The 23,312-nt window shown below is 44.1% G+C and carries 14 protein-coding genes; 5 read left to right on the top strand and 9 right to left on the bottom strand.

The genetic code is table 11. The features are described 5' to 3' along the window. Position 1 precedes the first annotated feature (1 nt). From LX99_RS04900 to bglX, 4 genes are all read right to left on the bottom strand, one after another. On the bottom strand, positions 2 to 3,613 hold the full coding sequence (locus tag LX99_RS04900; protein ID WP_109606818.1) for a VCBS repeat-containing protein: 3,612 nt from the start codon (positions 3,611 to 3,613) through the stop codon (positions 2 to 4). A 77-nt stretch (positions 3,614 to 3,690) separates the two neighbouring features. After that, a complete protein-coding gene (locus tag LX99_RS04905) occupies positions 3,691 to 5,466 on the bottom strand; it encodes a RagB/SusD family nutrient uptake outer membrane protein (RefSeq protein WP_022833537.1) in 1,776 nt (591 codons plus the stop codon). A gap of 27 nt (positions 5,467 to 5,493) precedes the next feature. Continuing rightward, entirely contained in the window at positions 5,494 to 8,742 is a 3,249-nt protein-coding gene (locus LX99_RS04910) for a SusC/RagA family TonB-linked outer membrane protein (protein WP_109606819.1), read from the bottom strand. Between the two features lie 931 nt (positions 8,743 to 9,673). Further along, a complete protein-coding gene (gene bglX / locus LX99_RS04915; protein ID WP_281270916.1) occupies positions 9,674 to 11,980 on the bottom strand; it encodes a beta-glucosidase BglX in 2,307 nt (768 codons plus the stop codon). A 188-nt stretch (positions 11,981 to 12,168) separates the two neighbouring features. On the opposite strand from bglX, the gene LX99_RS04920 reads away from it, so the two are divergent. Continuing rightward, positions 12,169 to 12,930 carry an NUDIX hydrolase gene (locus LX99_RS04920; RefSeq protein ID WP_109606820.1) on the top strand — a complete coding sequence of 254 codons (762 nt, stop codon included), beginning with the start codon at positions 12,169 to 12,171 and terminating at the stop codon, positions 12,928 to 12,930. Between the two features lie 21 nt (positions 12,931 to 12,951). Here the strand turns inward: LX99_RS04920 and LX99_RS04925 are convergent, their stop codons facing one another. Beyond that, positions 12,952 to 13,194 carry a hypothetical protein gene (locus LX99_RS04925; RefSeq protein ID WP_109606821.1) on the bottom strand — a complete coding sequence of 81 codons (243 nt, stop codon included), beginning with the start codon at positions 13,192 to 13,194 and terminating at the stop codon, positions 12,952 to 12,954. A gap of 99 nt (positions 13,195 to 13,293) precedes the next feature. On the opposite strand from LX99_RS04925, the gene LX99_RS04930 reads away from it, so the two are divergent. Together LX99_RS04930 and LX99_RS04940 are read left to right on the top strand one after the other, a co-directional pair. Continuing rightward, entirely contained in the window at positions 13,294 to 15,174 is a 1,881-nt protein-coding gene (locus LX99_RS04930; RefSeq protein WP_109606822.1) for a M1 family metallopeptidase, read from the top strand. 243 nt (positions 15,175 to 15,417) lie between these two features. Continuing rightward, positions 15,418 to 16,464 (top strand): sterol desaturase family protein, encoded by a 1,047-nt coding sequence (locus LX99_RS04940; protein ID WP_109606824.1) that lies wholly within the window; start codon positions 15,418 to 15,420, stop codon positions 16,462 to 16,464. A 48-nt stretch (positions 16,465 to 16,512) separates the two neighbouring features. Here the strand turns inward: LX99_RS04940 and LX99_RS04945 are convergent, their stop codons facing one another. Further along, positions 16,513 to 17,160 carry an ankyrin repeat domain-containing protein gene (locus LX99_RS04945; RefSeq protein WP_109606825.1) on the bottom strand — a complete coding sequence of 216 codons (648 nt, stop codon included), beginning with the start codon at positions 17,158 to 17,160 and terminating at the stop codon, positions 16,513 to 16,515. A 265-nt stretch (positions 17,161 to 17,425) separates the two neighbouring features. Here LX99_RS04945 and LX99_RS04950 point away from each other — a divergent pair, with 265 nt between their 5' ends. Continuing rightward, positions 17,426 to 20,041: an FtsK/SpoIIIE family DNA translocase gene (locus LX99_RS04950; protein ID WP_109606826.1), complete on the top strand. Its 2,616-nt coding sequence runs from the start codon at positions 17,426 to 17,428 to the stop codon at positions 20,039 to 20,041. Positions 20,042 to 20,114: 73 nt separating this feature from the next. Then, positions 20,115 to 20,801, top strand: coding sequence for a LolA family protein (locus LX99_RS04955; protein ID WP_109606827.1), 687 nt, complete (start codon positions 20,115 to 20,117; stop codon positions 20,799 to 20,801). Between the two features lie 311 nt (positions 20,802 to 21,112). On the opposite strand, the gene LX99_RS04960 is transcribed toward LX99_RS04955, so the two are convergent. The 3 genes from LX99_RS04960 to LX99_RS04970 form a co-directional block, all read right to left on the bottom strand. Then, positions 21,113 to 21,655, bottom strand: a complete 543-nt coding sequence (locus LX99_RS04960) for an AAA family ATPase (protein WP_109606828.1) — start codon at positions 21,653 to 21,655, stop codon at positions 21,113 to 21,115. Between the two features lie 101 nt (positions 21,656 to 21,756). Then, positions 21,757 to 22,143, bottom strand: coding sequence for a DUF4265 domain-containing protein (locus LX99_RS04965; protein ID WP_211318946.1), 387 nt, complete (start codon positions 22,141 to 22,143; stop codon positions 21,757 to 21,759). Between the two features lie 83 nt (positions 22,144 to 22,226). Beyond that, positions 22,227 to 23,291: a polysaccharide deacetylase family protein gene (locus LX99_RS04970; protein WP_211318947.1), complete on the bottom strand. Its 1,065-nt coding sequence runs from the start codon at positions 23,289 to 23,291 to the stop codon at positions 22,227 to 22,229. Between the last annotated feature and the right edge of the window lie 21 nt (positions 23,292 to 23,312).

Here is a 23,312-nt window from a genome sequence, read left to right on the forward strand (position 1 = left end):
TTTAATTAATTGGAACGGCTCGTTGATGACCAAAGCTATCGGTTACGGTTACCGAAGCCATATTACTTTCAATATTAAAAAATCTGCCTGACTGCGACAAGAATGAATTACCATTATAAAACTCCTGTTTTGCGGTTTTTCCATTCTTATACCTGATAGTGGCAAATACATCAAAGGGCTGTAAACTAATTGTTTTTACAGGCCTTTTAAGCTCAAATAACTTCATTGCGCCCCTGTTTTGGGTGGCGGCCAGCAGGTAATTGCCATTAACGCCCCTTAACTTCACCAAAGCTTTGCCATCGCCGGGAATATAGATACCGCTGTTTAAAATAGTTTGCGGTTTAAAGCCGCCTTTACCATCACCCTTAAGCAATAAGCCGTTAAAGGCATCATAACGGCCTGTTGCCACCTCGGTGCCGTAATCATTGCCGTTTAGCGCTACATCAAGATTTCCGTCGCCATCAAAGTCATCTACGGTTATACCGCATAGCTCAGACATCTGGGCCTCAACCGGCAATGGCAGCGCCGTAAATTTGCCCCCGCCATCGTTACGCAGGTAAACAGATTGCAGGTAATTAACTTTCAACCTAAGTGCTCCTTCACGCATTTTAGGCGTTATCACCGAATCCATGGTAGCTACCGCGAACGACCGGTAATTTTGAAACCTGGTGCGCATACTGATCATCTGTTTAACCACATCATCCCTGCCATAAGCCGGGAACTCCTGCATTTTGCCCTCCTGATCTTTCAAAAACACGGATGGGAAGGCATCATAACTGCCGTTGTTATCAAAATCTTTAGCGGTGATGTAAATAGGGTATTGATCTGAAGCCTTGTAAAAAGTGTTTAGCCCGGTATTGCCCACTATATAATCGGTATCGCCATCGTGGTCAAAATCACCGGCTGCTATGGTGTTCCACCAGCCCAATTTGTTTTCAACCCCTGTAGCCGCGGTAACATTTTTAAAGGAGCCGTGGTCATTTTTCAGGAAGGTAATCGGCATCCATTCGCCGGTCAGGATCAGGTCGGGCCAGCCGTCGTTATTAAAATCGGTAAAAGTTGCGTCGCAAACCAGGCCAATATTATTCAGTTCTTTTGCCACCGAAGCAGAAATGTCGGTAAACTTGATTACCCCGTTTTTACTATCGTTACGCAAAATAAAACTCGACACCGGTTTAGGATAGTTCCATGGGTCAACCCGGCCCGATACAAACAGGTCAATCTTGCCGTCACGGTTAATATCGGCTGCTTTTACACACAACTTGCTGGTAAGATTTTTGGGTAAAGCATCCGGCTGCAATTTAAAATTGCCTTTGCCGTCGTTTACATACAGCCTGTCCTGGTAATTGGCAGATCCTGGTTCACTTTCATTGCCTCCGCTGGCTACATATAAATCAAGATCGCCGTCGCCGTCGGCGTCAAACAACAGCATGCCCTCATCCTTCACCTGTACCGGCGAAACCATATGCGCCATATCTGTAGTATTCGCAGCCTGTATTACCTTAGGTCGGGGCACCAGGTCGCGCTGGGTAAATTTGCCGTTGGCTTGCTGCAATAATAGCTGCGCGGGGTATTTGGTTGTGCCGCCAACCACCATATCATCAAAACCATTGCCGTCAACATCGCCTACCGCAACCGCGGGGGTATATTCAGACAGTTTGTGCGGGATCATTTTCTGAACGTTGAAATCAATATAATCCTGCTCCTGGTGCCTGTAGGTAATTCCGGCCGATTGGGTTACATCTTTAAACAGTGAGGCATGATCTACAGCCGGGTGATGATTGCTGTAATCAAGCCTGGCATCAGCTATTTTAACCTGCAGGGTTTGATTGGTTTTTACGTTGGTAAGCACCTGCTTTTTGCCGTTATCCCAACGGATTACCACCGAATCAAGCTCACCTATATTTCCCAAACCAAAGTGGGCTATATTTTGAATGGTTGACAAATACCCGCGGTAAGGCGTATTTTCATAATACTGATGCTTGCCGTGATCGTAATAAATATCGGCAAAAGCGCCGAGGCCGTTGAGGTTTTTGGGGCCACCGTGAAACTGTATATGTAGGTAATTACTACTGTTGAGATCTTTTTTACGGGCCGTATTTTTATAAATAAAGGCTTCATCATCAATGTTATTGATCACCATATCCATGCTGCCGTCGTTATCCAGATCGGCATATGCGCAACCGTTTGAAAATGAAGGAACGCCGAGCCCCCAGCTTTTGGTAACATCTTCAAAGCTGAGCCCATTGGTATTTTTGAAAGCGTAATTCGGGATCTTTACAATGGGGATTTGCTCCAGAACCTGCTTTGTTGAAGCCACAGAATAGGCCATCTGCCTGAAAGTGATAAAATCATGGTCGGTTACATCCCGCGGGTAGCCGTTGGTTATGATAATATCACGGTAACCATCGTTATCAAAATCAGTAATCATGGGGCCCCAGCTCCAGTCAGTCTGCCCAACGCCGCTTAAAAAGGCAACATCGCTGAATGATGGGTCGCCTATGGAATCATTGCCGCCCAGCCGCGGACCGTTATTGATTTGCAAAGTATTGCGGGTGTACTGGTACTGGTATTTATAGCGATCGAAATTTTGAAAAATCTGGTAGTTGTTAGGCGGCATGAACATTTTTTTGCGGTAGTTATCTTCCGGGTTCATGTCTACCTCAAAAACATCGGCAAGGCCGTCGTTATTCACATCCTCAATATCCTGCCCCATTGAGCTGAATGCAGTATGCTTAAAATACTCCTGCACCTTATCCGTAAAGGTGCCGTTCCCGTTGTTAATGTATAATATGTTATCCGTTAAAAAATCGTTGGTAACATAAATGTCTTTCCAGCCGTCGCGGTTAATATCCACAATGGTGGCGGCGTGGCCGTACCCTTCGGTACCTATGCCTGCCTGTTTTGATACATTGGTATAAACCGGGTGGTTTAATTTGGCATCCCAATCGCAACGGTAAAGTTGCCCGGTACTGCGGTGGCTGCCGTTGGTAATTATTGGCCTGAACGTACTTTGGTTATCGCCCGCAACCGCTTCGTTAACGGTGAGGTACATATCCAGGTCGCCGTCGTTATCATAATCAAAAAACGAGGCCATGGTTGAGTGGAGCTTCACATTCAGCCCGTACTCCTTAGCCATTTCTTTAAAGCGCGGCACACCATCTTTACCAATCCCCTGGTTTACATACAACAAGTTGGTGCGTTTAACCGAATCATCAAGCAAAGTATAGCATACGTAAATATCCATCAGGCCATCGTTATTGATATCAACAACGGCTACGCCCCTGCCCCAGCCACCGCTGCCGCGTACGCCTGCCGCATCGGTAACATCGTCAAACTTCATATCGCCTTTATTCAGGTATAGCTTATTTGATGTGGTATTGGCTACAAAATATATATCCTGTAATCCATCATTATTAAAATCGCCTATCCCTACGCCGCCGCCATTATACAGGTTAAGCTTGGTGAGCGGGTTGATGGTATCATTTTCAACAATAGTATTATTAAAAGTAATACCCGAATGCGAAGAGGGAACCTGTTCAAACAGCGTATTTTTTTTACATCCGGTTACAGCAAATGCCAGCAGCAATACAAAGGGGATAAAATACTTCATTATGGATATCAGGCTATAAAAAAGGTGGAGACAAACATCTCCACCTAAAGTTAGAATATTTAAAAACCAAAGGTTAATTAATAACCAGGATTTTGTTTAAGTTTTGAAGCACCGGTCGAACCTGAAAGATCAATCTGACTTTGTGGTATTGCATAATACTCATTTTTACCTTTGGTAAAGTGAGCTCCGTTAAGCTGTGAGTTAATGTTAACATCATAAGCAAAAAACGCGTTGATCTCATTAGCCATGCTGCCTGTACCGTTATCCCAGCGCTGTAAATCGAAGAAACGCTGACCTTCCATCGCTAACTCCAGTTTACGCTCAAAGTGGATGGCTGTGCGGGCATAGTTTTTATCAGCAAAAGCACCTGCCGGGTAAAGACCAACAAAATAGTTATCGGCTTTGGTAGTTTTTATCACATACTCAGATTTAGAAGGATCATAAGGCGAATCTTTATAAACCCACCAAACTGTATTTTGTGCCCGTGCGCGAACCTGATTAACTAAGGTTAAAGCTGTATTGACATCGCCTGCTTCAACTTCGGCTTCGGCAGCCATTAATAATACATCGCTCCAACGCATTAAGTTCACATTATTTGAAGTAACCTCATTAGCGGCCCAATAGTTTTCAGTACTTGAGTTGGTGCCTTTTTCGGCAGACGAATAAACGTTTTTACGTGGATTGAAAACACCGTTTGTTGTAGGGTCACGAATCCAGCTTGCCGGAGGGTTGCCCCAATCAAGGTAAGGAATATTTGGACGGCCCATGGTGATATCGATACGAGGATCAATAGTACCGGTATACGGGTCAGTTTTGCCGCTTACCTTTTTACCATCGTTAAATGTAGTAAATAAAGGTAAACCTGTAACTGCGTCGGTTTTAAATGAATTACCTAACGATTGTGAAGGATTAAACCAACCGCAGCATGCACCCGGGCCGCTGTTGTAAGGGAAGTTTAGCTCATCACCAGTGTTACCGTTGTTACCGCCAGAATTATCGTTAACCGAAGCCTGGGCAGCGAAAACAGATTCAACACTGTTTTTCTGACCAGCCTGCGGGCTAAAGTTTTGCTGAAAGTTGGCATTCAATGCAAACTTATCGCCGCTTGGTTTAGTACCGTTAGCAATCAGGTCGCGGAATAAAGGTAATGCTTCAGTATATTTATGCTGGAACATTTTTGCTTTAGCAAGATAAGCCTGGGCTATCCATTTATTGGCACGGCCTTTTTGAGCCTGCAATGCAGGAATGTTATCTATACCTGCCTGCAAATCCTTTTCAATATCAGGCCAGATGTCTTTATCGTTTGGCTGGTTAGCGTCTGTTACCGTTTCATCAACATAAGGGATCATGTTGTACATCTTCTTTAATTCGAAGTAATAATACCCCCTCAAAAACCTGGCTTCACCGGTAATTCTTTTTACGTCAGCGGCAGAGATATCTTTAGCTAAAGCCAAAGCACGCAGTACGTCGTTAGCGCGGTTAACCCCATTAAACAATAACGTGTATTTATCCCTGATGTAAGGATTAGAAGTGGTATAAGTAAAGTTACCCACCGGTAAAGCATCATTACCACCATCTGATGGTTCAGACCCTTTGTAAGCATCGCCGGCTGCAACGCTACCGAATAACCAATTTGAACCGGCCGCATTGATACCGCCGCCAATACCACCAACGCCATCGAGCAAGGAATAAGCACCTATCAATAAACTTTCAACACCGGTTTTATTGGCTACAATTTCCGGGCTTAAACTTTGAAGGATGGGCCTGTTAAGCATATCCTTACGGCACGCATACACCAGGCACACCAATAGTGATGCTATGGGTATGATTAGTTTTATCTGGAATTTTTTCATGACTTTTAAATTAAATATTTTCACACATTAAAAAGAGGCGTTAACACCAATGTTATAGATCTTTTGACCGGCTGGATAGTTACCAAAATCGATACCGAAGCTGGTATTATCTGTTAAGTTTGAAGGCTGAAGTTCAGGATCCAAACCTGTGTACTTGGTAATGGTGAATAAGTTGTTAGCTAACAAATAAAATCTAAGCCTTTTAATACCCAGCGCTTTGATTTTGGAGTTTGGAATAGTATAACCTAAAGTTAATGATTTTAACCTTACATACGTACCGCTTTCCACATACCATGAGTTTGGTTCGCCGGTGTTGTCGGCATTAGCTGTCCTGGTTAATACCGGGATAGTTGCCTGGCTGTTATCAGCGCCTGGTTTCCAAACTTTAGGGCCCAATATATCGGCGCTTACGTTACCTGTAAATACTTGTGGGAAATAAGTCCAGTATTTAATGTAGTTAAAGATTTTGCCACCGAACGAACCGTAAAGGAACGCGTTCAGATCAAAGTTTTTGTAGCTTAGGTTCATGGTGAAACCACCTGTAAATTTAGGGTTTGGGTTCCCAATGAAGGTTTTGTCATTCACATCGATCTTACCATCGCCGTTTACGTCGGCATATTTAAACAAACCCGGCTTCGCGTTGCCGTCAGTTGGTGAAGCTGCAATATCGGCGGCATCACGGTATAAACCAATAACTTTATAGCCATAAAACTCGCCCACCGGCTGGCCTGGCTGCAACCTTACAAAGTTTTGGATACGGGTTGAACCGGCGCTGTTTTTATCAAGGTATTTCTGCCCATTCAAATCTGTTACTTTATTTGAATAATGGCTCAGGTTCAAGCTCAGATCAAATTTCAAATCAGAACCAACATTACCGTGATAGCTTGTTACGATTTCAAAACCTTTATTTTTGATGTTACCACCGTTAATATAAGGTCTTTTTTCAACATCAAGCGGTGCAAGCGAATATTTAGGATCTCCTGATAGGAATAATAAACCTGTAACTGATTTCTCGAAATACTCAAAACTGAAATCTAATTTGTTATTCAGCAAAGTAGCATCAAAACCTATGTTTTTAATTTTATCAGTTTCCCATGATGTAGCTGGGTTGCCTAATTGTTTGCGATAGATGCCGGGAACGGTTTTGTTACCTGTACCTGTGATATCGTAATTTGAGTTACCATATGATTGCGCAAAGAGGGTATAAGCATTGCTCAGTTGCGTTTCAACACCGGCAAGTGAACCTAAACTACCGTAGCTGGCACGAATTTTCATATCATTTAACCAGCTGATATTTTTCATGAACGATTCTTTTGAGATCCTCCAACCTGCAGTTACAGCAGGGAAGGTACCCCATTGCTGGCCGGGAGCAAAATATGATGAACCATCGCGACGAACGGTTGCACCTAAGATATACTTTTCATCAAACTGGTAATCCAATTTAGCGAAATATGAAAGCAGGCCTGCATCAAATAACTGATCTACAGCAACACTTGGCGGGTTCGCGCCATTGGCTACAGTTACATAGTTAGGATCGAACGAAATATTGTAATTACCACCGCCTGCCTGGATACCGCGACGATAAGTAGTTATAGCTTCAGAACCAGCTAAAAAATTGATGCTGTGTTTACCAAACTGTTGTTTGTAGTTTAACGTGTTGGTCCAGGTGTACTGGCTGTTATAACCGGCAACTTCGGTAAAACCATTGGTTGCAGTGTTACCTTCCGAGTTTTCGTAAGCCGGAACTGTAAAATAGTAGTAGTAGTAGTTATCAACAGTACCGCCAAACTGGGTGCGGATGGTGAAGTGTTTCAGGAAATCAACTTCGGCAAAAAGGTTACCTGTAATATCCCAGTTGTTATTACGGTCGTTCGCTTTACGCATCTGAACAGCAACCGGGTTGCTTGAGTTACCCAGGCTACCTGAACGTGTACCGGCAAAATTGCCTTTGATGTCATAAACCGGAATTATAGGTGGTTCGCGGTAAATGTATGATATCGCGTTACCCTCGTTTTGGTTATTGCTCAGGTTAGGGCTTCTTTTATAAAATATATAAGCATTTTCACCCACACGAATGTGCGGACCAATTGCAAATTGAGTATTTGCCCTTACCGAATAGCGTTTAAAATAAGTATTTAATAAAGTACCTTGTTGATTAAGGTAGTTAACAGACATTAAGTAGGTTGATTTATCGCTACCACCGCTGGCCGTAATGTTGTGACTTTGTACCGGAGCCGGTTTAAACACCTCATGAAACCAGTCGGTACCTTGTTTATTGGCACGGGTTATCTGGTTATCAGTAACAGAAGGGTTTAAAAGGTAAGTTGAAGGGTTGGTATTAGGGTCGCCTTCTTTAGCGCCCGCAGGTGTGATATAATCAGGGATAGTCCAGGTACCTGTTTTTCCGGGGTCGTACTGCGGGTTACCATCTGCCAATGGGCTTGTGCCATCATCTTTAGGGCTGTTTTTATAAGATTCATAAATTGCCTCTACATAGGTTTTGGTATCGGCAAGTTTAAAACCATCTTTTAAAGGCCTTTGGGTACCGTAGTAAGCATCATAGGTAATAGTAGCTGCACCGCTTTTACCTTTTTTGGTTGTAACCACAACTACACCGTTTGAACCACGAACACCATAAATTGAAGCCTGGCCATCTTTCAATACCTGCATCGATTCAATATCGTTAGGGTTAACGTCGTTCAGAGAGCCCTGAACACCATCGATAACGATAAGCGGTGTTGTATTGAAGATAGAACCCACACCACGCACGTTTACAGTTGTGTTGGCGCCGGGATTACCCGAGTTTACTACTGTAACACCCGCAGCAGTACCTTGAAGTAAGCTTGCTGTGTTTGATGCCGGTACCGTTTTCATGGTAGCCACGTTAACTACCGATACCGAACCGGTGATATCCTTTTTACGTTGGGCGGTGTAACCTGTTACCACAACCTCGTTCAGCGTACTGTTGCCCGATTGAAGTGTGATGCGAATGAATAAATCGGTACCAACCTTAACCTCGGTACTTTGATAGCCGATGTATGATACCACCAGGGTATTGCCCGGGCTTAGGGTTAAGGTGAATTCACCGTTAACATCAGTTACAGTACCGGTACTTGTACCTTTAACGCGTACGGACGCGCCAACCACGGGAAGCTTATCGTCGCTGCCGATAACCTTTCCTTTGTACTTTGTTTGTGCTGTAACTACCAATGAAGACACCAGGCAGCATAGCAGCAAACCCAGGAACCTTCCTTTGAGGAGTAAACTTTTAAACATGAGATTGAGATTTAGTTGATTAATATATTTGATTTAAGTTTTTTGGTCGTATTTGAAGGCTTATGTTTTGAGATAGACATGAATATTCCTGCGTGCAGGCCTGTTATAAAGGGCAATTGTGAGATGAGGCCCGTTTAACAAACTGCTGTGAGATGAAATGCAGGAAGTAAAAAAATGTAAAGGTTTTATCATATAATCTTCTCTCGCGTAATTTTTTAAACTTTTAGCGTATTATCACCGTTTTTTCATGCTTCTCTTTAGGAGAAAAGCACTTAGGTTAACATGTTATAATAATATCAGATTCGGTACATTTTCTGCCGTTGCAGAAATTTATATTGGCTATGGAACTAATGTAAACAGAGTGTATTGTTTACACAAGTAAAAAAAGCAGATTTACAAATTAATTATTTATAACAACATTTATGCGCAAAAATCACAAAATGAAAAGTATTTGTTAATACATTATTAACGTATAGCTTATTTTTTTAAAAATATCGTATTGTTAAATTGTTGCTATAATCAAATAATAGCTCTCCGAAAGGTTAACAAAACAATAAATATAATTGCTCATGTACCTTTCATCCTCATTTTTAATCCCATTTTAATAAATGTAAAGCCGGTGTCAATATTTCATCAAAGTGTTAAAATATCATCATGCCTAAAAATACTGTCATGTTTACATTTATCATAATTAACCAATAATAAATGTAAAAAATACATTTCCCAAAACATTGCTCTACCCGCAATAAATGTTTAAATAACATTTATTGCAATCGATTTCACAGCACTAAATCAGCGGATCATTTATTTTTAGCAAAACAAAAAAGCACCGGAAAGTAATATCCGGTGCTTCTGGGAATATTTTTTTATATCGAAAAATATCCCGGCAGTTTTTAACAAGGTGCTAAAAATGTATTATACCATTTTGCCGTTATTTAGCCCACCACACCGAAGCGTTGCGGGTGTTTGCAGAGTTTGTTCCGATCTGGATTATAAATTCGCCCGGCTCCCAATCGTACTTTAGCTGGCTATTGTAAAACTTCAATTGCTCGGGCGTAATTTTAAAGCTAACCTGTTTTGATTCGCCCGGCTGCAGGTTTACTTTCTGATAGTTTTTTAACTCCTTTACCGAGCGGCTGATGCTGGCTACCGGATCGCTGATGTACAATTGTACCACCTCTTCACCTGCATACTTACCTGTATTGGTTAAAGTAACAGTTGCCGTTAAGGTTTCGTTACCTTTCAATTTGGTTTTGCTTAAATTAACATCACTGTAGCTAAAAGTGGTATAACTTAAGCCGTAACCAAAAGGATAAAGCGGATCGTTAGAGATATCCAGGTAATTCGACCTGAATTTTGACGGCCCGCCGGTATATGGCCTGCCGGTATTTTTGTGGTTATAATAAATCGGGATCTGGCCTACACTTCGCGGGAAGGTAGCCGTCAGTTTACCGGCAGGGTTATAATCGCCAAATAACACATCGGCAATAGCGTTACCGGCTTCGGTACCCGGCGCCCAAACGTCGAGTATAGCGCTGGCATGCTGATCTTCCCAGGTTAAGGTAAGCGGGCGGCCGTTAAATAACACGATAACCATTGGCTTGCCCAGTTTTGAAAGTTCTTTCAGCATGTTTTTCTGGCTTTCCGGAATATCGATATCCGAGCGGCTCGATGATTCGCCCGACATGCTTTGCGATTCGCCTACCACCGCTACAATCACATCAGATTTTTTGGCAACGTCAACAGCTTCCTGTAAAAGCTGAGCGGCCGGTTTGGCATCAACCGAAACCATACCCGGGCCAAAGTTAAGCCGTTGAATAAACAGGCTGTCCTCGGTAATATTAGCGCCTTTGGCATAGTTAACGGCAACGTTATTACCCACTACGTTTTTAATGCCCTCCATTACGCTTACCGATTTTTGCCATTCGCCGGCAATAACCCAGGTACCCAGCATATCGCGGTGGTTATCGGCCAGCGGGCCAACCAAAGCTATACTACCCGATTTTTTTAACGGCAGGGTCTGGTTATTATTTTTTAATAACACAAACGAGTGCTTGGTGATCTCCCTGGCGGCAGCGCGGTTGGCTGCTGATAATTCTTCTTTAGCCTCCTTATCCGCATCCATCGATTTATAGGGGTTTTCGAACAAACCTAATTTGTACTTCGCCTCTAAAACACGCTGACAGGCCAAATCAATTTCCTGCTGGGTGATCTTTTTCTGCTTCAATGAGCTTTTTAAAGTTTTCAAGAAGCCCTCGCCCACCATATCCATATCCAAACCGGCTTTAAGCGCAAGTGCCGATACCGTTTGCAAATCGCCAAGGCCGTGGGCTGTCATTTCATTCACCGCGGTATAATCAGATACCACAAAGCCTTTAAAACCCCATTGTTTCCTTAACAAATCGGTAAGTAACCATTGGTTACCTGTTGCAGGCACGCCATCTACGGTGTTAAACGAACTCATGAAACTACCAGCACCTGCATCAACAGCTGCTTTATAGGGCGGCAGGTAATCCTGGTACATTTTAATGCGGCTCATATCAACGGTGTTATATTCGCGACCGGCCTCGGCACCGCCATATAACGCGAAGTGTTTTACGCAGGCCATTACCGCGTCGGCATTTTTCATGCTGGCGCCCTGGTAACCCTGTACCATGGCTTTAGCCACCTGCGAGCCATACCAGGGGTCTTCGCCCGAACCTTCGGAAATACGGCCCCAACGCGGATCGCGGGCGATATCAACCATTGGCGAAAATACCCAGTTCAGGCCTTCGCCCGTTGCTTCCTTAGCTGCGATTTGTGCCGATTGTTTGATCAGGTTCATATCCCAGGTAGCCGACATGCCCAATGGAATAGGGAAGATAGTACGATGACCGTGGATCACATCCAAACCAAAAATAAGCGGGATGTGCAGCCTGGAGTTTTTTACAGCGATATCCTGGATCTGGCGGGTTTGCGCAGTACCCCAAACACCAAATACACCGCCAATAGCGCCCTTTTTTATGTTCTCTTCAACACCTTTATTTACTACCGAACCTGTTGTGGCTGCACCGATGGTTACCAGGTTTAGCTGGCCTATCTTTTCATCGAGTGTCATTTTGCTCATCAGGCTTTTTACATAGGCGTTCATTTTGGCATCCTCGGTTTTGTTTTGTGCCGATACCTTGTTAAAAGGCAACAGCGCCACACAAAGCGGCATCATGGCGACGGCCATCCGGCTTGAAAAATACTTTTTCATTTTTTAAGTTTATGGGTAGTAAATAATTGGTTAACAAATATGACTAATAATCAGCGCGTTTCAGCGCGCTGTTGAATATTTCAGGTAAATTTTAAATGTCGAATTCACAGCTTTTATCATAGTGTATTAAGTACACAATTGTAATTATTATAATTAAAAAATCAAACTTTATTTGTACAATAGCGCAAATGTTAAGTAAACAGCAACTTATTGAGTACAGCGATGATGCCCGTAAAAATTACGTGAACCACATCTCTATTGATTGTGTGGTATTTGGTTTTCACGAGGGGCAAATGAAAGTGCTGCTATTAAAAACCCACAATGAAGAAAAATGGTACCTGCCCGGTGGATTTGTACTAAAAGAGGAACCTATTGATACAGCTGCAAACAGGATTTTACAGCAGCGAACAGGCCTTGATAAGGTATTTTTACAGCAGTTCAGGGTGTTTGGCGATCCTGACCGCTCAAAAGTACATAATGATATGTACGCGGATATGATACCTAAAGAGCAAAACTGGTTTTCAGGCCGTTTTATATCGATAGGGTATTATGCGCTGGTTGATTTTTCGGGGGCGATACCCCATCCCGACCAGTTTTCGGAGCTTTGCGCCTGGCGCGACCTGGACGATATTCCTGAATTGCAGCTCGATCATCAAAAAATATATCAGAGCGCGTTGGATACCTTAAGGCTGCAGCTTAACTACCAGCCCATCGGCTATAACCTGATGCCCAAAGAATTTACCATGCCCGAGCTGCAAAAACTTTACGAAACCATTTTGGGCAAAAAGCTGGACAGGCGCAATTTTCAACGCCGCATCCTCGGTTTCGGCATCCTTACCCGATCTGAAGAACCGCGTAAAGGAGGCGCGCACAAAGCACCGTATTTATACTCTTTTGATCTGGAAAATTATCAGCATGCTTTGACGGAAGGGTTTAAAGGAGGGTGGTAATTATCCTTTTTTGCACAGCCTTCAGGGAGCCGGTGGTGTATATTCCAACTTTACCTGCACATTCAGGTCTTCGTGCATACTGCCAAATTGCTTCGGGTTACGCGTAAAATCCGGATCGGTATCCATATAAATATTGGTAACACGCACCATTTCAGGATGCTTATCAGTACCTATATTATAGGATAGGCCTTCGCTGCTTTCCATTTGCTGTTTAAGCGCGAGGTATTGCTTACCCGTTATGATGATCATTTTTTCGGCAGTCATAGGTATAAATTTTACGCTATTAATAAAGTCTCGGCTTAAGCACGCTTTCGGCCGGGTTTGTTATATTTACTTCAAATATACTTTTATACATCCGCATAAATGATCAGGATAAAAAAATTACTGCCGGTATTTTTATTATTGGGCAGCACCGCGGCCTTAGCCCAGCAAACATTACCCATAGCGGTAAACCTGCAAAAAACCTACACCAAAGGTACCCGTACCCAGGCTGGGGCGCCCGGCAAAAACTATTGGCAAAACACAGCCAGTTATGCTATCAAAGTAAATTTCGACCCAAAAACACGCCTCTTAAGCGGCTCCGTAGGTATTGATTACTTTAATAACAGCCCCGATAGCTTAAAAAGGGTACAATTTAAGCTATATCCTAACTTATATCAAAAAGGGGTAGCCCGGCAATCAACCATCTCGCCTGCCGATTTAACCGACGGGGTCCACATTACCAGCTTCAGCGTAAACAGCCAGCCGCTCGATAGTACCCATCGCCGTATTAACGGCACTAATATGACCCTGCGTGTGACACCAATAGCGCCCAAACAGCAGGTACACTTTGATATTTCGTACTCGTATACATTAAATAAAGGCTCACACATCCGCACCGGGCAAATTGATACCGGCGCGTTTTTCGTGGCGTATTTCTTTCCGCGGGTAGCTGTTTATGATGATATTGACGGGTGGAATGATTATCCCTACACCGGTTCGCAGGAGTTTTACAATGATTTCTGTCATTTCAGCGCAGAGATCACCGTACCCGGCGATTATAAGGTCTGGGCAACCGGCGACCTCAAAAATGCTGACGATGTTTTTGACCCGCGTATTGTAAAACGGATAGCCGGGGCCGGCCAAAGCGATAACATAACTGACATTATTAGCGAAGCCGATATTAAAGCCGGCGATATTACCAAAAAGGCGCCGACACATACCTGGAAATTTGAGGCCGACAGTGTTACCGATTTTGTTTTCGCTACCAGTAACCATTATTTATGGAAAGCATCCAGCCTGGTTGTAGATCCGAAAACAGGCAGGCGTACCCGCGTTGATGCAGTATTTAACCCCAGCCATAAAGACTACTACGATGTGGTTGATTACGCCCGTAAAACGGTTGAGGTGATGAGCTATAAATTCCCGAAATGGCCCTTCCCCTACCAGCACGAAACCGTTTTTGACGGGTTGGACCAGATGGAGTACCCGATGATGGTGAACGATAACCCGCTGGAGGATAAAACGGATGCCATTACCCTTACCGACCATGAAATTTTCCATACCATGTTCCCGTTTTATATGGGCATTAACGAAACCAAATACGGCTGGATGGACGAGGGCTGGGCTACCATTGGCGAATGGCTGGTAAGCCCCGAGATAGACCACTCGATTGTTGACCCGTATGGTGTAGCCGCGGTTGAACAAACCGCCGGTCAGGAGGTAGATATGCCCGTGATGACGCTTACACCCGCCCTTATAGGCGCAGCGGGTTTTACCGATAGTTATCCGAAACCCGCTATGGCCTATTTATACGTTAAGGATATGCTGGGCGATGACTTATTTAATAAAGCCCTGCATTATTATATAGCGCAATGGCATGGCAAACACCCTATGCCTTACGATTTTTTTAACTGCATGAATACCGGAGCGGGAATTAACATGAACTGGTTTTGGAAAGCCTGGTTTTTTGATAATGGTGTTACCGACCTGGGGATTGGTAAAGTTAGCGCCACCGGTAATAGCTATAGTGTAATAATCAATAAGGTTGGCAGTAAACCAATACCTGTTAACTTAACCGTTTATTACGCCGACGGCAGCACACAGCTTGTACATAAAAGCATAGCCGTATGGCAGGGCGGCAATACCAGCGCAAAAGTTGATTTTGCGGCGAAGAAAGCGGTGAAGAAATTAGTATTAGGCACAACCTACGATCCGGATAGTAATAAGAAAGACAATATTTGGACAAACGCCGCTAATCATTAACAAAAACACTTATCTGCCCGGGAATGAATATACATCCCCGGGAGTAAGTTTTGTTATAGTGGAAACACGATTGTCCTGGAGGCAAAAAAAGGGGTGCTTTTCGCTCCCCTTTTTTTGCCTTTACATCAACCGAACCCTTCACGGCAAAATATTTCAGAAAAAAAACCAATATGTACATACATAATTACAATCTTTTTCTAAATTTGATTTCAATATAAACCAATTTAACTTGAAATTTAAGTTATGGACTTTTTAAAGGCTATCTATGATCATATAACCGGATTTTTCGGTTTAGGAAACCTGTACAACATTGTTAAAGCAGGCGATTACAGCAAGTTTTTATCCTGGGATGGCGTAACAGCCGTTTTAGGACCGATGCTGCCGGTGTTGCTTGTGGTTGAAATTATTCGCGGCGCCTTTTATAAAAAGTTTAAGGTGATCAACTACAAAATCTCATTCTGGACATACGTGCTAAATGCATTTATTGGCACTGTATTATCTATAGCTATGGTAACGCTTTGCATAGGTTTCTTTTCGAGGTTCGCTCTTTTTAAAACTACGTTTACCTGGTACTGGTTTATTTACGGATACATAGTGTGGGAGTTCGCGCACTTTTGGTATCATTACCTTGCGCATAAAGTACGGATACTATGGTGCCTCCACTCCACCCACCATGCGCCCGAAAGCATGAATCTTTCTGTAACCTTCGCTCACTTCTTTTTAGAAGGCCCTTATGCCGACCTGATCCGCACCAGTATCTGCATTTTACTGGGTGTAAACCCACCTATGCTGTTTGTAATTATGTTTATTGACGGCTTTTGGGGATCAATGATCCATATTGGCGAAAGCCTTATTGAAGACGGGCGACTGGGTATTTTAAATAAGATTATACTTACACCATCACATCACCGGGTACATCATGCGCGTAACCCACTGTACATGGATACCAACTTTTGTAACCTGCTGCCGATATGGGATAAAGTTTTTGGCACTTATCAAAACGAAGACCGGAAAATCCCGATAGAGTATGGCATCAGCCGCCCCATGATCAAAAACAGCTTTCTGGATGCTTATTTTGGCGAAATTGTGGCTTTGGCAAAGGATGTTTATAAAGCCCCCGGCATTAAAAATAAATTCCTGTACATCATTATGCCGCCAGGTTGGAGCCATACCGGCGATCATAAAATGACAACGGTGGTGAAAAAGGCTTACTTTGAGAGTTTGGCAAAAACTGAGGGTGAACAGAGAATGGATGTCAGGCAAGGTAAAGAAGCAGAAACTATCTACTAACCCCGTACGAAATGCTGAGAAGAGCACGATCGTTTGATCTCTTTAAAATTACCCCAATATTTCAGCTATCTCGTCAAAGCCTTTTTCGCGGGCCAGGTCGGCCGGGAGTTTGCCGCCTTCCATGCGGGTATAAACTTCGGCACCATTTTCAAGCAGCAGGATAATCAGATCGAGGTTACCGTTTTGCGCCGCCGAATGCAGCGGCGTTGCCCCCGCCTGTTGCACAACATTTACCTGGGCGCCGTTTTCAATGAGCATCCTGGCTATTTCAGTATAACTGCCAGCAGCTGCGGAGTGAATAGGAAACACATTGAAACCGTTATTGGATGGCAGGTTAACGTTGGCGCCGTTCATTACCAGGTACCGGGCCACATCAAAACGGCCAAAGTAACAGGCCAGCCCAAGGGCAGTAAAACCATCGTCGGCATAGTTATCAACGGCACCGGGGTTGGCAGCTAATAATCGGGCAACATCATCGGGCTTACCTGCAGCCGCGGCTTCAAACAGGGTAAGATCGCTAACATAATTAAGTAATAAACCGGTTACCGATGCCTGCTTATAATAACACGACAGCATTAGCGGCGATACGTTAAGACTCGTTTTCTGTTTAGCTAACATAGGGTCGCGGCCCAGCAGGGTGTTGATTGCATCTAAATTGGCGGCGGCAATATATTCTTCCAGTCGTTCTATACTCATTAGCTTTAATCAGGCACTTTAGTTTAACGCAACTATTTTTATATTAACTATATTTTTCGGCTACAGGCAGATGGTGTTTTCAATTATACTGAAAATTTAAAATTATTCCCTAAAACTTATTTAATCCGTTAACTTTATCATAAACCGGTCTGTAATTTTTTAACAGGTTACCGGTCTTATATGATAAAACACCGCCTGTTACGGCCGCAAGGTTTACACAGGCGAAATTTTATGTAAGTTTGCAATAACGATTGTTACATTCAGGATGCCGGCAAAAGGAAATCAGTTCAGATCAAATAGTTTTAAGGGAGAAAATCAGCCACGCCAGGGCGTAAAAGCTGATAATGAAAGGGCTACGGGCAAAAGATCATTCAAACTGCCGCGATTTGACCTCGACATGGAAAACAGCCGTGCCGTTAAAATAGCGGGCCTGTTTTCGCTGTTGCTTTCGGTATTTTTCCTTATCGCGTTTACATCGTACCTGTTTACCTGGCAGGAAGACCAAAGCTATATCTCCAAAACTAACGGCGGCTGGCATAACCTTTCAACAGGTACCACCATACACGAAATTTCAGACATTAACGATCCGGGAATCAAAGCCCAGAACTGGCTGGGCAAACTTGGCGCCCTGCTCTCCAACCAGTTTATATACGAGTGGTTTGGCGTGGCTTCGTTCCTTTTTATTTTTATATTTTTTGTAATAGGCTACCGCCTGTTGTTTAAAGCCCGGCTGTTCTCTATCCGCAAAACCCTGGCTTATTCCGTTTTCAGCATTGTGTTTATTTCGGTAACTATAGCCTATGTTCACTCCTTTGTGATTGAGTACCCGCATTTCCTGGAGGGTGGTTTCGGTTTTTGGAGTAACCGCTTACTCGCGGCCCAGATTGGCCCGGCGGGTACAGGCGGCTTGCTGGTATTTCTGGCGCTCACCATGCTGGTGATTGCCTATAATATCGACTTTAAAATCCCCAAACGTAAAAACCGCCCGGTAGCGACTGTGCCGGTTGATGAGATAGCGCCGGAACCGGTTGAGTTGATTGATGACGAACTAATTGCACCTTTAGAGTGGCCGCGAGGAAACAATAATATTCGCGAAACACCTGTTAACATTATTGAGCCCGAGCCTGTGGTACACGAACGGTTACAACAGGAACCTTTCAGACCCGACCCGCTGAGGCGCCCACCAATGGAACAAACCCCGGTATTTAACGAACCTGTGGTTTTACGCCCCGAAAACACCATTAAACACGAGCCGGAAGAAGAGGACGAAATACCGCTTACTATTGATACCAACCGGCCATTACCCGAATTGAGCGTTGAGCAGAGCGATAACGCAAAACAGGACGAGTTGCTAAGCAAATTCGGCGTTTACGATCATAAAATGGATTTGCCTGGTTATAAACTACCCAGTATAGATCTGTTGGAAAACCACGGTTCAAACAAAATTTCGGTCAAGCCGGAGGAACTGGAGGCCAACAAAAACAAAATTGTTGAAACGCTGAACCATTACAATATCGAGATTGACAAGATCAAGGCGACTATTGGCCCTACCGTTACCTTGTACGAGATTATCCCGGCACCCGGTGTCAGGATCAGCAAAATCAAAAACCTTGAGGATGATATCGCGCTAAGTCTTGCCGCCTTGGGTATCCGTATTATTGCGCCTATGCCGGGTAAGGGTACCATAGGTATCGAAGTGCCCAATCAGCACCCCGAAATGGTTTCCATGCGTTCAATCCTCGAAACTGAAAAATACCAGAACACCACGATGGACCTGCCCATTGCCATGGGCAAAACCATATCCAACGAAGTATTTATTGCCGATTTGGCAAAGATGCCGCACTTACTGGTGGCAGGTGCGACCGGACAAGGTAAATCGGTCGGGATCAATACTATCCTGGTGTCGCTGCTCTACAAAAAGCACCCTGCCGAGCTGAAATTTGTATTGGTAGACCCCAAAAAGGTTGAGTTAACATTGTTCCGCAAAATTGAAAGGCACTTTTTGGCTAAACTTCCCGATGATGGCGATGCCATTATTACCGATACTAAAAAAGTGGTTAATACCCTTAACTCGCTTTGTATTGAGATGGACCAGCGTTACGACCTGCTGAAGGACGCACAGGTACGTAACCTGAAAGAATACAACGCCAAATTTGTTAACCGCAAAATAAGCGACCCGGAAAAACACCGCTACCTGCCGTTTATTGTACTGGTGATAGATGAGTTTGCCGATTTGATGATGACTGCCGGTAAAGAAGTGGAAATGCCCATTGCCCGTATAGCGCAGCTGGCCCGTGCGGTAGGTATCCACCTGGTTATTGCAACCCAGCGCCCATCGGTTAATATCATTACCGGTACTATTAAAGCCAACTTCCCGTCGAGGCTTGCGTTCAGGGTGCTTTCTAAAATAGATTCGCGTACTATCCTGGACGCGGGCGGTGCCGATCAACTGATTGGCCGCGGTGATATGCTGTTCTCGACCGGCAGCGACCTCATCCGTTTGCAGTGCGCCTTTGTGGATACGCCGGAAGTGGAGGCGATCTCTGATTTTATCGGCAACCAAAAAGGCTTCCCATCGGCCATGTACCTGCCCGAATACGTAGGTGAAGGCGAGGCCAGCAGCACCAAGGAATATGACCCGGACGACCGCGACCCGATGTTTGAAGAGGCGGCCCGCCTGATTGTGATCCACCAGCAGGGTTCAACCTCGCTTATTCAGCGTAAAATGAAGCTGGGCTACAACCGTGCCGGTCGTATTATCGATCAACTGGAAGCTGCAGGTATTGTTGGTCCGTTTGAGGGCAGCAAAGCACGTGATGTGCTCTACCCCGATGAGTATAGCCTTGAACGCTACCTCGAAACACTCCAAAAACCCGAATAAATTAAACCAAAACACATTTAATTACTCTAATCAGTAACTATTAACGCTGATAGTTGTTGATGAATAAAAACGAATGAAAAAGATCATTTTATATACCCTTACAGCAATAAGTACAATAAGTACCTACAGCACCGCTTTTGCACAAAAAGACAGCCAGGCAAAAGCTATACTGAGCCAGGTAAGCCAGAAATACAAATCGTACGATGTTATCAAAACCGATTTTACCTTTAGTTTAAACAACCAGCAGGCTGGTATTAAGGAAACACAAACCGGTACACTGATCTCGAAGGCCAAGAGCGGCAAATACCGGGTTAGCCTTTATAATTCGGCAGCAAAGCCCGAAGTTGATAAAGAGATCATGAGCGATGGCAAAACCCAGTGGACCTACTTAAAAAAAGATAAAGAAGTACAGGTTGGTGATGTAGATAAAGGCGGCGATGGCATGGGCAACCCTGCCCAGATTTTCACCATGTACGAAAAAGGCTTTAAATACCTGTACACCGGCGAGCAGAAAATAGGCGGCAAGGTTTATCAAAACATCGAACTTACACCCGAAGACGAAAAAAAATCGATATTCAAGGTAAAACTAACTATCGATAAGGTAAAAAAACAAATTTACAGTGCCCTGCTGTTTGATAAAAACGGCAACCGCTATACCTATACTGTGCGAAGCTTTACGCCAAATGTACCAGCGCCTGATGCTACTTTTGCCTGGGATGCCAAAGGCCACCCCGGTGTTGAAGTGGTGGATTTGAGATAGGTTTTGTTTAGATGTGAGATTTGAGATGTGAGATATTGTGAGCCGGGAATTTTCCCGGCTTTTTATTGCTCTTTATGTAACTACCGCCACCGCTCGCCTCCTGGCGAGTGGCAGTTATTTCCCGGCCTCTGGCCGCCGTAGCCCAAAAACCACAGAACTGGTCGAAGTTTAGCGACAGCGTAACTTCGTCCTAAACTTGGTTAAGCTTTCAGCTTAACTTTACAGGCATAACGGTTATTTGCACCCGGAAGCAGAATGCTTCCTACAGCTTAGGTCGAAGTTACGCTATCGCTAAACTTCAACCAGGGCTTTTATTTATTTTCTAAACTTTCAATCTTCCTCATCACAGCCTCTACCCTTTCTTCAACCGTGGTATCACCCTCAATAACTAATACGGGCGTTTTCAAATTACTGATCCAGTTACGGTGCGCATGCAAGCTGCGGCTGTTAGTAATCAGTTCATCATAACCACGGGCCCAGTCAATAAACTCTTTATAAAGCCGGTTACGTTCGTTATCGGTGTGGATGATCTCGCCATAACGCTTGTACTCCCTATCACGTAAACGCTGCAACCTGATCTCCTGCGGGATATATAAAAACACCGACAAGTCAAATTGCCAGTTGTTATTCCAGTTGATAATGGACCCGCCCAGTAGCCAACTATCCAAACCAGCCATAGCTTCGTTAATTAACCGGTTACGAACCCCGGGATCGCGCCGTACTGTAAATGGCGGGTTTGATTGCTCCCAGAAATAATAATCGCTGTCGAAATAAGGATAGCCAAGTTTTTCGGATAGCGTCTTGCCCAAAGTTGTAACTCCTGCACCGGAGGCACCAAAAATGTTGATATGCATTGCACAGTTATCTTGAGGCGGCAAATAAACAAAAATAAATTACTCAATACGTTGAGTAAAATTACTCAGTGTATTGAGTAATTTAAAACACGCCTTTGTTTTTAATGCTGGTGTCCCTCAGCTAAGCTCGATTCAGCAAAGTCAATAACATCCTTATCTTTTAATTCCTGCAAGCGGGCTTGAACTAACCTGTAGTCTATCAGGGCTGGTATATCCATAGCAAAATATTTATTATTCAAACCCTCCCAGTTACATCCTAACTCTTCAAATATTTTACCCACATTTTTTATGTCGGTCGTCTCATCCATTAAAATTACGTGAACGGTTGAATGACCTGAATACTCTATCGTTTCACGATAAGTTAGCATTTGCTCATCCTCGTCATATTCGGCAAATACAATATCGTTCGCGGCTAAAAGCGGGAGGTAAAATGGGATATTTTCAAGTTTGTACAAGCCCTCTGCTTCGTTAACTACGGTAGCCCACATCGTTTCTACAGTTATCTCTTCAAGGATTGTACTGTGTAACCTGAATAATATTTTCGTATAGTTGTCATCTGTCATACACAAATCTACTCATTTTGCATCTTCAACCTCCGCTCCATCACCTCCCGCCAGGTAGTTAAAATAAAGCCCTTCTGTTTCAGGTAAGCTTTAAACCGCGGATCAGTCATGGCCAACAAATCGCCTTTGCGTTTCCGGCCTTCGTTACAGATATTTTTAAATTGTGCTGATGCATTGGTGCAATGCATCAGCACCATGGTTAAGCCGGGCGAAAAGCGTTCAAAATTTTCAATGTAATGATCGGTGTACCATTTCTGCAGCTCTTTATCGTTTGCCTTTTCAATGCCAGGCATCACCCAATCATAGCTTGAATTGTCAAGATCGTCCAGTACGGGCAATCCGCCTTTCCAGGCCAGTTCGCCCATTTCTTTAGCTTTAGCCAGCTCCGGAGGATCGGCAATGGTCATACCATCGGCGTATTTACCCTCTTTTTTTAGCCGGGTAATGGCGGCGTTTTTTGCTTCCTCCTTATAAAACAGGTCTTCACCGCCCGGAATCATTACGGGAATCTTTTTCTCGATGTCGAGGGTAATATATTTTTCGAGGTACGAAGGCTTGGCAAACAGTGTGCCCATGTGCGAGTCGAGGTGGGTAGGCGTAAAACCCATGCTTATTGCACGGTCAAGCTGGGCGCGGATCTCCCGATCAACTTCATCAGTGGTAGCCCTGAAATATACGGCGGCTACTGTTGGCCATAAAGCGCCCTCCTTATCCGTTAGTCCGGGCACGGCAGCTTTACCTGCCAGCGGCCCCCACCTGTAGCCTTCCCATTCAGATGTAAGCGTTAAATGCAGCCCCGCATCCATACCCGCGTGTTGATCCATGTAATGCTTAAAATCGGCCACCCAGGGGCAGGGCATCATTACGCTGGTTGAGGTAGCCACACCATTGCCGATAGCCATTTCGGCCCCTTCATTACTTTCGTACGACATGCCTGCGTCATCAACATGAATAATAATTACCCGGGCTCCTTTTGGCCAGCCAAGCTTCTCGGCATAAGTTTTAGTTTGCCGGGCTTTGAGGGTTAAGCTTAAAATCACACCGACGGCGGCAATCAGTAAATACTTCATCATTAAAACTTTAGGTTATAAAAG

This window comes from Mucilaginibacter oryzae (assembly GCF_003148845.1).
Lineage (GTDB): Bacteria > Bacteroidota > Bacteroidia > Sphingobacteriales > Sphingobacteriaceae > Mucilaginibacter > Mucilaginibacter oryzae.